Raw genomic sequence first — 14962 nt, 5'->3', positions numbered from 1 at the left:
GCACCCGTGTCATCGCCCAGATTGCTCATCTGGCCGGTTCGCATCGCCCGTGACCGGGCGGGTTCCTCCGCCGGCGGTGGGGGCGGGGATGGCCACGGCGGTGAGGGCGAGGCCCGCGCGGACCGCCCAACGGCCGCTGAACTCAAGGGGGAAGCGTCGTTCCGCGGGCGTGCACGGCGTGACCAGCAACCGCGCCGTGAAGGTGTTGTGCACCGGGTCGAAGGCGAGCACCGCATCGGTGAAGTCCAGCCACCGCCCGGTCAAGGGGTGCCACGCCTTGTAGACCGACTCCTTGGCACTGAACAGCAGGCGGTCCCAGTGGATCCGCGGATGGGCCGCGGCCAGGTCGGCGAGGGCGACCCGTTCACTACCGAGGGTGATGGCCTGCCGTACGTCGCCGGGGAGCGCCGCGTGCGGTTCGGCGTCGATGCCGAGCGCCAGGAGGTCCCGGCGCCGGGCGACGGCCGCCGCGCGGTACCCGGCGCAGTGCGTCACGCTCCCCACCGTGCCATCGGGCCAGCGCGGGGCGCCCCCCTCCGTCCTGGCGATGGGGCCCGGCGGGACACCGAGCAGGCCGAGCGCCTGCCGGGCGCAGTGCCTGCCGGTGGCGAACTCCTGCCGCCGCGAGGGCACCATGCGGCGCACGAGAGCCAGCTCCTCCGGATGGAGGTCGGCGGCCGGCAGGTCCCCCGCCGTGGCGGCGGCGGCCGCCACGGACGGCAGCAGTTCCTCGATCACAGGGTTCCCGTCCGCGCGCTCTCACGCTCTCGCGCGCAAATGAAATTTCAACAACATGACAGAACCTACACATCTGCCCGGGGGGGCTAATCAGTTGCCTCCTGGCGGCTCGTGTGCGAGGCTCAAACCCGTCGTGACAGATTGCAACGGGGGTTGCCACGTGTCCAAGGATGAACACAGTCGCATGCAAGACCGACTTCGGCGCGGTGAGCCGTACGACAGGGCGAGATGATTCGCCCCACATTTCCTGGTTGATCAACCAGTTTCCTCAACAGCCGACTGCTTCGGAAGAGCGCCGACAGCGCCTCCGAGCCGGCTGATCGTACGGGCCGTCAGCCCTGTGAGCAGGTGCGCAGCACACTCGTGCGGTACCTCTCTGCCCTGAGTAGCACCCGCGGCGAGCATCGCTCCGCCCTCATACGGGTGCGCTTTCGTGATGCCGTTTCACGTCTCTGCGGGACGCTATCGGCTCACTGGCGGCTGCCCACCCATTCCTTACCGTCGTCGATTCAGATCCAAGGAGTGCGGAATTCATGGAGCATTATGCTCGCCGCGCCATCACGACCATTCGCGAGAATTACCACGAGCCGCTCGTACTCGATGATTTGGCCCGGTCGGTAATGATGAGCAAATTCTATTTCATCAGGGTATTCCAGCGCACCACCGGGGTGACACCCGGCCGCTTCCTGAGCGCCGTCCGCCTGCACGAGGCCAAATCCCTCCTGGTGCACAGTTCCTCGAATGTTGCCGATGTCTCGGCGCGGGTGGGGTACGGCAGCGCCAGCACCTTCTCGCGGCGTTTCACGGCCTCGGTCGGCCTCTCCCCCACCCAGTACCGGCGGATCGGCCGGGGCGGCACGGGCGAGGATCCCCACATCACGCCCTTCGCCGTGGAGCGCGGGCCGCTCGGATCCGTGGCGGGGACGGCCCGCGTGCTGGGAAGCTCGCGATCGCCCCTGTACATCGGCCTGTTCGACAGCCCGATCCTCCAGGGGCAGCCCGCGGCCTGGACGAAGCTCGACGGGAGCGGGCCCTTCCAGGTGGCGGACGTGCCGCCGGGCACCTGGTACCTGCACGCGGTGACGCTCGGCGCCCGAACCTCGGGCGATCAGTGGGGGGACTCCCCGCTGCTCGTGGGAACGGTGGGCCCCGTGGACATCGGCGCCGACGAGCGCACCCGCGTCGACGTGGTCCTGCAACAGGAGGACTGGACCCGGCCGCCTGTGCTGCTCGCCCTCCCCGGCTTCGGCTCGCGTCCCGCCCGGCCGCACACCGCGGAAACCGCCCGCCCGGCCGGCCCGTACGGCGGCCCCGGGGCCGGGTACCGCACCCCGCGCCAGCGTACGGCGGCCGACCGGCGGCTCGTCGGCGTGTGAGGCTCGCCGGGCCGTGGTGCGGGCTGAACCAGCCCGCACCACGGCCCGGTTCAGCCCCGCCAGCTGTGCGGAGCCCGGAAACCCCTGCTGCGCCAGCCGGCTTTGTGGGGCTGCTCGCCCGGGTCGGCGTCGCCGGCCCGGGCCGCCGCACAGGCGAGCAGCACCGCGGTGATCGCGGCCAGCTCCTCGGGGGCGGCGTGGCCCTTCTCGACGCGCAGGACGCCCTCGACAACGGTCGTACTCACGGACGGATCGCTCCTCTCGTCTCTCGTTGCGTTGAACCGGCGCTCTACAGCGGCGGGTTGCCGTGCTTGCGGGACGGCAGGTCGGCGTGCTTGCTGCGCAGCATCGCCAGGGCGCTGATCAGGGTTTCGCGGGTTTCCGCCGGGTCGATGACGTCGTCGACGAGGCCGCGCTCGGCCGCGTAGTACGGGTGCATCAGCTCGGCCTTGTACTCCTTGACCATCCGCGCACGCATCGCCTCGGGGTCCTCGGCCTCGGCGATCTGCTTGCGGAAGATCACGTTGGCGGCACCCTCGGCACCCATCACCGCGATCTCGTTGGTCGGCCACGCGTACGTGATGTCCGCGCCGATGGACTGCGAGTCCATGACGATGTACGCGCCGCCATACGCCTTCCGCAGGATCAGACTGATCCGCGGAACGGTCGCGTTGCAGTACGCGTACAGCAGCTTCGCGCCGTGGCGGATGATGCCGCCGTGCTCCTGGTCGACACCCGGCAAGAACCCGGGGACGTCCAGCAGCGTGATGATCGGAATGTTGAAGGCGTCGCACATCTGCACGAAACGCGCGGCCTTCTCCGAGGCCTCGATGTCCAGGACACCGGCCAGATGACCGGGCTGGTTCGCAACGATGCCGACGACCTGACCATCGAGCCGGGCCAGCGCACAGATGATGTTGCGGGCCCACCGCTCGTGGATCTCCAGGACGTCACCCTCGTCGACGAGCTCCTCGATCACCTTGAGCATGTCGTACGGGCGGTTACCGTCCGCCGGAACCAGATCCAACAAGACGTCCGAGCGCCGATCGGCAGGGTCGGAGGTCTCATGGACCGGAGGGTTCTCCCGGTTGTTGGAAGGCAGCATCGAGATCAGGTAACGCACCTCGGAGATGCAGGTCTCCTCGTCGTCATACGCGAAGTGCGCGACACCAGAGGTCTCGGCGTGCACGTCCGCACCACCGAGCCCGTTCTGAGAGATCTCCTCACCGGTCACCGCACGCACGACGTCCGGCCCGGTGATGAACATCTGCGAGGTCTCACGGACCATGAACACGAAGTCCGTCAACGCCGGCGAGTACGCCGCACCACCCGCACACGGGCCCAACATCACCGAGATCTGCGGGATCACACCCGACGCCTTGGTGTTGCGCTGGAAGATGCCGCCATACCCGGCGAGCGCGGACACACCCTCCTGGATACGAGCGCCCGCACCGTCGTTGAGGGAGACCAACGGAGCACCGGCCGCAATCGCCATGTCCATGATCTTGTGGATCTTCGTGGCATGAGCCTCACCCAGCGCACCGCCGAAGATCCGGAAATCATGCGCATAGACGAAGACCGTCCGACCCTCGACCGTCCCCCACCCGGTGATCACACCATCGGTGTACGGCCTCTTGCCCTCCAGGCCAAAGCCCGTCGCCCGGTGACGGCGCAACTGCTCCACCTCACGGAACGACCCCTCGTCGAGCAACAGCGCAATCCGCTCACGAGCCGTCAGCTTGCCCTTGGCATGCTGCCGCTCCGTTGCCTTCTCGCTCGGCCCTTCGACCGCCCGCTCACGCAGGGAATGCAATTCGGCCACACGCCCGCGGGTTCCGGATCCGGGGAACTCCGCGATATCCGGAATTCCAACCGCTATTCCCGTACTCATCGAGACCCCCCTAGTCGCACGCACCCGGCGCGCTCATTGCATTCCTCACGCTACACGCCGCGTACGGGCGGAAAAACCCCTGTTCACGACCCAGGCGATTTAGCGGGGCTTAATGGCCGTCCCCCTATTCCGGGCAGGCCGGGGGCAGGCATGCAAGAGGGCCGCCCGGCTGGTGGCCGGGCGGCCCTCGGGGAGGTCGCGCGTCGATCAGGTCAGGGTGAAGCGGTCCGCTTCCGGCCCGTGGATCCGACCCTTGGGCAGCTTGCGCCCGAAGGTGAGGAGCAGGAGGTCCTGCGCGGCGCCGGTGACCGGCGATCCGCTGCCGAAGGTCCAGTCGAGGTCGTCGGCGCGCAGCTGGACGCCGTCGAGCTGGGCGCCGAAGAACTTGAAGGACTTGGGGTCTACGGCGTCCAGCAGGATGCGGAGCCGGTCCTCGGGGACCGCGCGGTCGACGCCGATGGGGACCGTGATGTCGAGGCCGTGGACGACGTCGTGGCCGAGCGCCGCGACGATGCCGCCGACCGGCGGCTTCCAGGGATGGGTGGCGTTGTCCCGGAGGAAGGCCGTGAGCTCACTGGTGGAGAACTCGGCCGCGTCCTTGCGCGCGCAGCGGTCGGTCATGCGGTTCAGGCTGCCGCGCGCCTTGACGATCTCTTTGGCCACGCGGGGAATGGAGTACCGGAACCCCAGCGACATGTGGGCGACGACTTCTCGGACCCGCCAGTCGGCGCACAGGGAAGGTTCGTCCCATTTCGCTGCGGGCAGGTCGTCGAATACGTCCGCGAGTTCTCGGCGTTCGGCCGCTATCGCCGCGCGGACTACGGATTCCGGATGCGCGTGTGACACGTTACCCATGAACTCACCTTACCGGTCGGTTTACGGAGGGTCCAAGAAAGATACGTTATAGGTGCCCATACGAGTCGCCATGACCACCGTTCACCGTCGCCGATTTCCGGCGCCCGCGAAAACCCGCCAGAACCACAGCTGGCCCAAGGCCACCAGGACCAGGGCCGGGAGCACGGTCGCGGTCATCAGCGTGAGGGAGGCGGAGTCGGCGATCGCCCCGGACAGCTCCAGGCCGCCCCCGCCCGCGCGGGTGGCCAGCACCGTGGTGCCGTTCACCGCGCCGACGAGGGCGGGCAGGGCCACCAGCGGCGCGGCGCCCAGCAGCAGCGCCACGCCGGTGCGGCCGGTCGCCTGGACGCGGTCGGAGGCGTACACGCCGGCGGCGGCGAGGACCGCGGTGGTGGCCACCGCCACGGGTGCGTCGGTGACCAGTGCACCGAAGGCGGCGACGAGCAGGGGCAGCACGAGCAGGATCGGGGTCAGCACCCGGGTCAGTCGGCCGAACGTCACCCGCAGCGAGCCGCCTTCCGGCAGGCTGCGGGCGGCGAAGAGCGAGCCCTGGCGCAGGCTGCCGGTGACGGCCAGGGCCGCGCAGAGCAGCGTGAAGGGGTGGGTCAGGTCGGCCGCTGCGGCCTCGGCGTGCCCGTGGGACCCGGTGGACAGGCCCCGGACCAGCATGCCGAGGACGGCGCCCCAGCCGGCCGCGAGGACCAGGCTGGCGGCCGCCAGCACGATGCCCCAGGTCCGCCGCCAGCCGGCGCCGTCGTGCGCCGTTTGGAACCACAGTGCGGCGTCGCGCAGGAACCACGCGCACAGCACGCCGAGGAAGGGCAGCCGCAGCGCGTGCAGCAGTTCCCCCTCCGCCACGGGCAGGGCTCCGAAGAGGAGACCGCCGAAGGCGACCAACCACACCTCGTTCGCGAGGAAGAGGGGGACGATGGTGCGCCGCATGCGTGCGCGGCCGCTCTCCGTGTCGGCGAACGGCATCAGCATCCCGACGCCGAAGTCGATGCTTTCCAGAGCCAGGTAGCCGGCGAGGAGGAGCCCGACCAGGGCGTACCAAAAGACATCCACGGTTGATTACCCGTCAGCTCGGCGTACGTACGGTCATGGGGGGGGTCAGTAGGAGGGGCGGACGTCCGCCTCGGGCGTCCCCCGGTCGCCCTCCCGCAACACCCTGCGCTCTTCGGCGTCCGGGAAGAGGCCCGTGTCGCCGAGCAGTCCCGCGTCCGGTCCGAGCCGCGCGAAGCGGGCCATGAGCACCCAGTCGACGACGGCCAGGGTGGTGAGCACGAGCGTGAAGACGACGAACGAGGCGAGCATCCCCCCGCGGGAGACGTCGGCGACGGCGTCGCGGACGGTGAGTTCGCCGGTGACCATCCACGGCTGCCGGCCGACCTCGCGGCTGAGCCAGCCGCAGATCAGGGCCAGGAAGCCGAGGGGCAGCAGGACCGACGGCAGCCGCAGCCGCAAACGCCGGCGGGCGAGCGTCTCGCCCGTCGCTCCGCCGCGGGCGGCCGTGGCCGGGATCCAGGCCAGCAGGGCCAGGAGGACGCCGAGGACGAGCATGAGCACGGACGCCCCGCCCACCCACGCGGGCGGCAGCCAGTCACCGTTGCCGTACCGGGCCGTCGCGGCGGCGCGCACCGCGTCGAGTTCGGCGCCGCTCTGGCCCATCAGCACGGCGTACTTCTCGGGCTGGTAGTCCTTGAGCGCCCCCAGGTGCACGGAGCCCGCGATCGCGGTGACGACGGCGCCGCAACCCGCGAGGACGGAGCCCTGGACCAGCGTCGGGCGGAAGAATTCGCTGTCCTGGCCGCGGCGCACGTGGTGGGCGCTGACGGCGGCCATGAGCAGGCCGGCGAGCAGGGCCACGGCGCCCGCGATGTGCACGACGGCGTACCAGGTCGCCCCGTTGGTGAGCAGGGCGCCCCAGTCGGTGACGTGTGCGGTGCCGTCGCGCATCTCGAATCCGACGGGCTTCTGCATGAAGCCGTTGACCACCATGACCCAGAAGGTGGAGGCGTACGCGGTGAGGGCGACGCCCCAGATCAGCGCGAGGTGGGCGCGGGGCGACACCCGGTTGAACCCGAACGCCCAGAGCCCGAGGAAGGTCGATTCGAGGAAGAACGCGGCGACGCTCTCGACGGCCAGCGGGGCGCCGACGACGTTGCCCATGACGTGGGAGAGGCCGGACCAGTTCAGGCCGAACTGGAACTCCTGGGTGAGTCCGCTGACGATGCCGAGGGCGTAGTTGATGACGTAGAGGCCGCCCCAGAAGCGCACGCGGCGCATGCGGGTGGCGCGCAGGGCGAGTTCCTCGGTGCGGATCGCCCGGGTCTGCGTCAGTGCGACGACCGTGACCAGTCCGAGGGTCAGGGCGACGAACAGGAAGTGCAGCGTCGCGGTGACGGCGAACTGGAGTCGCGCGAGGTCAACTACGTTCACGTGGCCCTTTCCGGTGAGGGTGGGAGGTAGGTGCGGCAACCGCCTGCGGGCGGGCGGTGCGCGGCGGGCTAGCCGAGCTGCGTGCGCGCCCGTGCCACGAGGGCCCGGGCCGCCGGACTCATGCGGCCGCTCGACCGCCAGGCCAGGGCGAGGCCGCCGCGCAGGTGCATGCTGGTGATCTCGACGGGGTGCAGCTGGTCCGGCTGGGAGAGCACGAACCGCTCCGGCAGGATGGCCATCCCTATGCCACGGGCGGCGAGTTGGGCCAGCACCCTGGGGTCGCTGGCCTCGAAGGCCACCCGGGGTTTGATGCCGGCCGCCGCCCAGGCCGCGTCGGACGCGGCGCGCACGGCGCTACCGCCGGGCAGGCACATCAGCGCCTGGGCCTCGACCTCGTCGACGGCGATGCTGGTGCGCCCGGCGAGCGGGTGGTCGTGGCCCACCGCTCCGACCAACAACTCGTCGGCGATGAGCAGGGTTTCGAGGCCGGCGGGCGGATCGGTGCCGATGCCGATGATTGCGACGTCCACCCGGCCCGCCCGCACGGCCTCGACCAGTTGTTCCGTACTCCCCTCGCTGAGGGAGATCTCCACCTCGGGGTACTTCTCGCTGAAGTCCGCGACCAGTTCGGGCAGCCGCAGGGAGAGGGAGGACGCGACGGAACCGAGCGCCACCTGTCCGTGCACGACGTCGGAGACGTTCTCCACCGCGTCGCGCACGCCGTCGAGGGCGGCCAGCACGGCGCGCGCGTGCGGCAGTACCGCCGCGCCCACGCCCGTCAGTTGGACCGTCCGTCCGCCCCGGTCGAGCAGGTCCTGCCCCAGCTCCCGCTCCAGCCGTCTGATCTGCGCACTCACGCAGGGCTGGGTCACGTAGACGCGCGCGGCCGCCTTCGTAAAGCTGGCCTCTTCGGCCACCGCCACGAGGTACTCCAGCTGACGCAGTTCCATATGGTGATCGTACCGGGGGGCCGGCCCGCGAAGACTTCACATTCGGGACATCCGGGGAACGACATGTACACGAACCCTCAAGTCCATGTGCGGGGAACGTCAGCTCCCTGTGAAGCCGGTGTCAGATCCGGTTCAAGCCCGGGCGGTCGCCGCGGCGAGCCGGTTCAGCGTCCCGGCCACGTACTGCTCGCGGCACGGACGGCGGCGCACCTTGCCGCTGGTGGTCTTGGGCAGGGTCCCGCGGCGGATCAGCACCACGTCCGCCACGTCGATGCGGTGGTTGCGGCGCAGCGCCTCCCGCACCGCGTCCGTCACCTCCTGCGGGCTCGCGTACCGACCCACCCGGCTGTCGCCCTCGACCACCACGACCACGGACTCCTCCGTGCCGTCGTCCACCGGGAACGCGGCGGCGGACGCCGGGCGCAGCAGCGGGTGGCTGCCCTCGACGGTGTGCTCCAGGTCCTGCGGGTAGTGGTTGCGGCCCTTGACGATGATGAGGTCCTTCAGGCGGCCGGTGATGAAGAGCTCCCCGCCGTGCACGAAGCCCATGTCGCCGGTTCGCAGGAAGAACCCGTCCGCCTCGGCGCCGGCGATGCGCGCCCGGAAGGTCCGCTCGCTCTCCTCCTCGCGCCCGAAGTAGCCGGCCGTCACGCACGGACCGGACACCCATATCTCGCCGACCTCGTCGGGCGCCGCCGCCCTGAGGGTGTGCGGGTCGACGATGCGCACCCGGGTGTCGCCGACCGTGCGGCCGACGCTCATGACGGTGCTGGTCACCACGGACGCGTCCGTGGCGACCGGGGCCACCTTGCCCAGGCCCAGTGCCTGCGCGTCCAGCACGAGCGGCGCCGGTTCGGCGTCCGGCGGGCTGCCGGCGACCTTCAGGGTGTGCTCCGCCAGGCCGTAACTCGGCGACAGGGCACGGCTGTCCAGGCCGCTGGTGGCGTACTTGCCGATGAACTGCGCCATCGTGTGCTCGCGGACCGGCTCGGCGCCGTTGGCGGCCATCCGCCAGCGCGAGAGGTCGATCGGCCCGCGCACGCTGTCGCTGCGCACGCACAGGTCGTACGCGAAGTTGGGGGCCGAGGAGTGCGTGCCGCCGAACCGGGACACCGCCTCCAGCCAGCGTCCGGGACGACGGATGAAGGCCTCGGGGCCCATCAAGTACGAGGGCCGGCCGGCCCACAGGGGCAGCACGATGCCCAGCAGGAGGCCCATGTCGTGGAAGAACGGCAGCCAGGAGACGACGGACCCGTCGTCCTCCATCGGCCACAGCTGGTCCGTCTCCCACGCGTTGAACCAGAAGTTGGCGTGCGTGACCATCACGCCCTTGGGCGTTCCGGTGGAACCGGACGTGTACTGCAGCAGGGCCACGTCCGACAGCTCGGGCACGGGTAGTTCGGTCGCGGCGGCCGGCGCGGGCAGCTCATCGGTGGCGACGATCTCCAGGCCGGCCAGTTCGGGCAGTCCGGCGAAGTCGGCGAGGACCTGGTCGCGGACCTCGCGGGTGGTGAGCACCAGAGTGGTCCGCGCGTCGTCGGCGATGGTCCGCACGCGCTGCGCCGCGTGCCGGCGCGTCGGGACCTGGACCGGGGCCCCCTTGAGACCGGCCGCGGTGCAGGCCAGCCAGGCCCTGATGAACTCCAGACCGTTGGGGTACATCAGTACCGCGCTGCGCCGCTCGCCGGCCAGCTCGGCGAGGGCGCCGGCCCTCGCCCGCACGTCGCCGTGCAACTGTGCGTAGGTGACCTGCTCGCCGATCTCCTCACCGTTCTGCAGGTAGACGTAGGCGACGGTGTCGGGCATCTCGTCGGCCCGCCGGGCCAGCAGGGCGGGCAGCGGCAGCGGGGTGCGCTCTGTCGTGGGATGAGTTGTCATTGCCGTCCGTTCATCAAGGGTGGCAGGCGGGCGTCCTCGAAGGGCCGCTCAGGCGAGGTCGGTGAGCCCCGCCCGCGGCGCGTTGATCAGCGCGGCCATGTTGCCGGGGGGCTGACGGTTCTCGTGCATCAGCTGGTGGGCGTCGCCGATCTCCGCCAGGCTGAACAGCCCGGACAGGCAGGGGTCGAGCTGCCCGGAGGCGACGAGGTGGATCACCGCGCGGCACTGGGCCGGGTTGAAGCCGTGCGAGCCCTGCAGGCGCTTCTGCCGCATCCACAGGAAGCGCAGGTCGACGTCGGCGGCGTAGCCGGAGGTGCCGCCGCAGATGGTGACCATGCCGCCGTTCTCACACAGGTACATGGAGGTGGGGATGGTGTCCTGGCCGCTGTGCTCCAGGACGATCCGCGGCGCGCGGCGCTCGCCGAGGGCCTCCCAGTACGCGCGGCCGAAGCTGCGCAGCTCGCGCATCCAGGTGCCGAACGCGACGGAGTCGTTGAGGTCGGGCATCCGGCCCCAGTGGGAGAACTCGCGGCGGTTGATCGTGCCGACCGCGCCGAGGCTGCGGCAGTACTCGGCGCGCTCCTCGCTGGAGACCACCGCGACGGGCAGGCCGCCCGCGTTGCGCACCAGTTGGATGGCCATGGAGCCGAGCCCGCCGGCGCCGCCCCAGATCAGCACCGGGTCGCCCGGCTTGACCGTGTTGGGCGCCCAGCCGAACAGCTGACGGTAGGCGGTGGAGCCGGTGAGGATGAAGGAGGCCGCGGACTCCCACGTGAGGTTCTTCGGCTTCGGGTGGCACTGGTAGTCGTTGACGAGCGCGAACTGGGCGAAGGTGCCGTAGTTGGACTCGTACCCCCAGGCCTGCAGGGTGGGCGAGAACGTCGGGTCGCCGCCGAGGCGGATGTCTTCCGCGGTCTCGTCCCACTGGCCGCCGGAGAGCACGACCTGGTCGCCCACGGAAACCCCGGCGACACCCTCGCCGACGGCGAAGACCACGCCCGAGCCCTCGGAGCCGCCGATGTGGAAGTCCTCGGGCTCGCCGCGCTTTTGCCGGGCGGCGATGACGTCCAGCGGGTAACCGAGGCCGGCCCAGACGTTGTTGTAGTTGATGCCCGCGGCCATCACCCAGACGAGCACCTGGCCGCGCCCCGGCTTGGGGGTGTCGATGACCTCGGTGGCGAAGGACTTCTTCGGCTCGCCGAAGCGGTCCGGGCGGATCACGGACGCGTACATCTTCTCCGGAACGGAACCGAGCGGCGGCATCTCACCCAGCTCGTAAAGGCTCTTCCCCATGGTCACTGCTCTCCTGATCGTCGTGGACGGGTGCGGGTGGAACGGAAATGCGCAGGTGCGGGAGGTGCCCGGCCCGTCAGGCCGCGGGCACCGGGAAGTCGGTGCGTTCGTACGGGTAGCCCGGCAGGGAGGTCCTGCGGGGGGCGCGCAGCGGGTGCAGCGCAGCCCACTCGATCTCGGCGCCGGCGGCCCACAGCGCGCCGAGCGCCGACAGCAGGACCTTCGGGTCGGGCGTCTCGTCGGTCGGATGCGGCAGGGCCTGCAGGATCGGGTGGTTCCAGCGCAGTTCCGCGTGGCGGCGGGCCAGCGACGTCAGCGTGGTGCCGGGGCCGACCTCGACGAGGGCGCAGCCCTGGAAGGCGTTCAGCGTCTCCAGGACGTCGTGGTAGCGCACGGCGTGGCGCATGTGTCGGCACCAGTAGCCGGGCGTGCGGATCTCGTCCGGGTCGGCCCAGGTCCCGGTGGTGTCCGAGACCACCCGGATCGCCGGCCGGTGGAACGTGATGTCGGCGAGGAACGCCTCGTACTCGTCGAGCACCGCGTCGACCAGCGAGGAGTGGCCGGCTCCCGGGATCTTCAGCAGGCGGGCTTCCAGCCCCTTGGCCACGTGCTCCTCGACGAACTTCTCCACCGACTCGCGCGGCCCGGAGACGGTCACCTGGTCGGGGCCGCTGATCACGGCGATCCCGACGCCCTCGGGGAGCAGCGGCAGCAGCTCGGCCTCGGGCAGCCGTACGGCCGCCATGGCGCCGGGGGCCAGGGTGAGCAGCAGCTCGGTGCGCTTGAGGACCATCCTGACCGCGTCGGGGAAGGAGAACACCCCGGCGATGCAGGCGGCGGCGTACCCGCCGAGGCTGTGGCCGACGACCGCCGCGGGGCGCACGCCCCAGCGGATGAAGGCCTTCGCGAGGGCGTACTCCAGGACGAAGACGGCGAGTTGCGCGATCCGACCGTCCGCGACGGAGCGCCGGGCCGCCTCCTGCGCCTCCTCGCCCTCGGGGTCGAAGACGACGCCGAGGTCCACGTCGGCCACGGCCCGGACGTGCGCGACGCACGCGTCGAGATCGGCCCGGAAGTGCGGGTCGAGGCGGTACAGCCCGCGCGCCATGCCGACGTGCTGGCCGCCGTGCCCGGGGAAGGTGAACACCACCGGCGGCGGGCCGCCCGCGGAACTCCCCGTGGACCGCTCCTTGGCCTTGACCTTGACCTCGGCGAGTGCGGCGACCGCCCCGGCGTGGTCGCGGGCGACGACGAAGCCCCGGTGGCCGTACCGCGTCCGGCCCGTCTGCAGGGTCCAGGCGGCGTCCTGGAGCGCCTCGGCGCCCCCCGCCCGGTCCAGGTGGCGGCCGATCCGCCCCGCCACCGCGGCCAGCGCGGCCGCGGACTTCGCCGAGTACGGCAGCAGCTGCCAGCCGTCCGTGGCGGGGGTGGGCGTCCGGGCGGGATCCGTCGCGGGCGCCTGCTCGACGATCGCGTGGGCGTGCGTGCCGAAGGGGCCCGAGCCGCTCACGGCGGCGCGGCGCGGCCCGGCTGCACCGTCCGGCCGGTCCGCCCCGTCGTACACCGCGAGGACGGCCCGTACGAAGGCGGCGGCCGTGGGCGAGGTGTCGGTGACGCTCGCCCCGGCGGGGGTGTCCACCCCGAGGACCGTGCCGTCCGCGACGCCGCTCACCGCGAGGGCGTCGCGGACGATGCGGTCGCGGCCCGCGTCGGCCGACTCGCCGCGGCCCGTCGTGCCGACGGCGGTGCCGCGGAGGACGGCGTAGATCCGGTCGCCGTCGTCCAGGGCCGCCCGGAGCGGCTTCAGCACGGACACCGCGCAGCCGCCGCCGGGGGCGCCGGCCGCGGGGGCGTGCACGGTGACCGACCCGGCCAACGCCAGGTCGCACTCGCCGCCGAGCAGCGCCTGGACGGCGGTGTGCACCGCGACGAGGGCGGTCGCCCCGGCGGCCTGCACCGAGACGGCGGGGCCGGTCAACCCCAGCTTGTAGGCGACCCGTGAGGCGAGGAAGTCGGCCCCGGTGCCGGCCCGGATCTGCCGGTCGTCCGTCTGGGGCGATCCGGCGGCCTGGCGGCGCAGCCGCGCCGCGTGGTTCGTGGTGGCACCGCCCGCGTAGATGCCGACGACCGCCTCGTCGCGGGCCGGGTCGTGGGCGGCGTCCTCCAGGGCGTGCTGGGCGCACTCCAACAGGATGCGCTGCTGCGGGTCGAGGACCGCCGACTCGCGCGGCGAGATGCCGAAGAACCGGTGGTCGAACGCGTGGGCGTCGGCCAGCGGCCCGGCGGTCGCGTCCGCCGGGCCGGCGGGGCCCCCGCGGAACGCGTCGAGGTCCGCGGCCCGCCCGAAGCGCGCCGCCATGCCCACGATGGCGACGTGGGCGTCGAGGTCGAAGCCGGGGTCGAGGTTTCCCGGTGCGAGGTCCGTCATGCGGTCCGCCCTTCCCTTTCTCGTCGAAGTCCCGTATTCATGCGGGCCGGTCAGGCCACGGGAGTGGTCGGGCGGATGAACCGGCCGCCGGTGCGGCCCAGCGCCGCGTCCTGGTGGCCTGCGATCAGCTCGTAGGGCTGTCCCAGCCGGATCGCGCTGGCCTGCTCCAGCCGCTCGAACTGGCCGTCGTCGAGGGTCACGTCCAGTGCGGCGAGGTAGTCGTCGAGCTGGTCGACGGTGCGCGGTCCGATGACGGGCACCATCGCGGTGGCCGAGCGGGCCGCCCGGGCGCGCAGCCACGCCATGGCGACCTGTCCCGCGGGGGCGCCGGTCTCCTCGGCGACGGTGAGCACGGCGTCGATGACTGCGGTGCGCTGCTCGGAGTCCTCGACGCGGATGGCCTGGCCCTCCCAGTCACTGAGGCGGCCGCGGCGGCTCTGCCGGTACTTGCCGGTGAGCAGGCCCCCGCCGAGCGGCGACCACAGGGTGGTGCCCAGGCCCAGGGCCTCGGCCATGGGGATCAGTTCGCGGTCGGCCCCGCGCTCGGCGAGGCTGTACTCGAACTGGATGCCCACCAGGCGGTTCAGAGAGCGGAGTTCGGCGAGGGTGACGGCGCGGGAGATCCGCCAGGCGGGGAAGTTGGAGAGCCCTGCGTAGAGGATCTTGCCGGACCGGACCAGGCCGTCGAGGGCGCTGAGGATCTCCTCGACCGGGGTGACCGAGTCCGGCAGGTGGGCCCAGTAGACGTCGATGTAGTCGGTGCCGAGGCGCCTGAGGCTGGCCTCGACCGACGTGCGGATGTTCTTGGCGCTGTTGCCCGTGTTGGAGATCCGGGCGCGGCCGGCGCCCAGGGTGAACTTGGTGCTGACCGTGTAGTGGTCGCGGTCGACGCCGAGGAACTCTCCGAGCAGCTTCTCCGACTCGCCGATCTGGTAGTTGTCAGCGCAGTCGATGAAGGTGCCGCCGGCTTCCGCGAACCGGTCGAAGATCTTGCGGGACTCCTCGCGGTTGGCGCCACCGCCCCACAGGGTGCCGAAGTTGGCGGTGCCGAGGGCGTATTCGGAGACACGCAGGCCGGTGGTGCGGCCGAAGGTGGTGTAACGCATGGCTGTCC

The 14962-nt window shown here is 71.5% G+C and carries 12 protein-coding genes; 1 reads left to right on the top strand and 11 read right to left on the bottom strand.

Annotated elements, in window-relative coordinates; translation table 11 throughout:
• Positions 1–9: 9 nt before the first annotated feature.
• Positions 10–738 carry a 4'-phosphopantetheinyl transferase gene (locus OG974_RS00925; RefSeq protein ID WP_371645070.1) on the bottom strand — a complete coding sequence of 243 codons (729 nt, stop codon included), beginning with the start codon at positions 736–738 and terminating at the stop codon, positions 10–12.
• Positions 739–1271: 533 nt separating this feature from the next.
• Between OG974_RS00925 and OG974_RS00920 the strand changes: the two genes are divergently transcribed.
• On the top strand, positions 1272–2114 hold the full coding sequence (locus OG974_RS00920; RefSeq protein WP_327279043.1) for a helix-turn-helix domain-containing protein: 843 nt from the start codon (positions 1272–1274) through the stop codon (positions 2112–2114).
• 50 nt (positions 2115–2164) lie between these two features.
• Here OG974_RS00920 and OG974_RS00915 read toward each other — a convergent pair whose 3' ends face one another.
• The 10 genes from OG974_RS00915 to OG974_RS00870 all read right to left on the bottom strand — a co-directional run bounded on the left by OG974_RS00915 (position 2165) and on the right by OG974_RS00870 (position 14954).
• Entirely contained in the window at positions 2165–2359 is a 195-nt protein-coding gene (locus tag OG974_RS00915) for an acyl-CoA carboxylase subunit epsilon (RefSeq protein ID WP_371645068.1), read from the bottom strand.
• Between the two features lie 44 nt (positions 2360–2403).
• A complete protein-coding gene (locus OG974_RS00910; RefSeq protein WP_371645066.1) occupies positions 2404–4005 on the bottom strand; it encodes an acyl-CoA carboxylase subunit beta in 1602 nt (533 codons plus the stop codon).
• Positions 4006–4212: 207 nt separating this feature from the next.
• Positions 4213–4860 carry a maleylpyruvate isomerase family mycothiol-dependent enzyme gene (locus tag OG974_RS00905; protein WP_327279040.1) on the bottom strand — a complete coding sequence of 216 codons (648 nt, stop codon included), beginning with the start codon at positions 4858–4860 and terminating at the stop codon, positions 4213–4215.
• A gap of 81 nt (positions 4861–4941) precedes the next feature.
• Complete coding sequence (locus tag OG974_RS00900) at positions 4942–5925, bottom strand: cytochrome d ubiquinol oxidase subunit II (protein WP_328764064.1); 984 nt, start codon at positions 5923–5925, stop codon at positions 4942–4944.
• 45 nt (positions 5926–5970) lie between these two features.
• Positions 5971–7299, bottom strand: coding sequence for a cytochrome ubiquinol oxidase subunit I (locus OG974_RS00895; RefSeq protein ID WP_328764063.1), 1329 nt, complete (start codon positions 7297–7299; stop codon positions 5971–5973).
• A 68-nt stretch (positions 7300–7367) separates the two neighbouring features.
• A complete protein-coding gene (locus tag OG974_RS00890; protein ID WP_328764062.1) occupies positions 7368–8249 on the bottom strand; it encodes a LysR family transcriptional regulator in 882 nt (293 codons plus the stop codon).
• 132 nt (positions 8250–8381) lie between these two features.
• Positions 8382–10127: a fatty acyl-AMP ligase gene (locus OG974_RS00885; RefSeq protein WP_371645064.1), complete on the bottom strand. Its 1746-nt coding sequence runs from the start codon at positions 10125–10127 to the stop codon at positions 8382–8384.
• Between the two features lie 48 nt (positions 10128–10175).
• On the bottom strand, positions 10176–11420 hold the full coding sequence (ccrA, locus tag OG974_RS00880; RefSeq protein WP_327279035.1) for a crotonyl-CoA carboxylase/reductase: 1245 nt from the start codon (positions 11418–11420) through the stop codon (positions 10176–10178).
• 76 nt (positions 11421–11496) lie between these two features.
• Positions 11497–13848, bottom strand: coding sequence for an acyltransferase domain-containing protein (locus OG974_RS00875; RefSeq protein ID WP_371645062.1), 2352 nt, complete (start codon positions 13846–13848; stop codon positions 11497–11499).
• A gap of 50 nt (positions 13849–13898) precedes the next feature.
• Positions 13899–14954 (bottom strand): aldo/keto reductase, encoded by a 1056-nt coding sequence (locus tag OG974_RS00870; RefSeq protein WP_327279033.1) that lies wholly within the window; start codon positions 14952–14954, stop codon positions 13899–13901.
• Between the last annotated feature and the right edge of the window lie 8 nt (positions 14955–14962).

The organism is Streptomyces sp. NBC_00597, from assembly GCF_041431095.1.
Classification (GTDB): domain Bacteria; phylum Actinomycetota; class Actinomycetes; order Streptomycetales; family Streptomycetaceae; genus Streptomyces.
The sequence above is the reverse complement of the archived record's forward strand: the minus strand, read 5'-3'. Positions and strand labels throughout refer to the sequence as shown.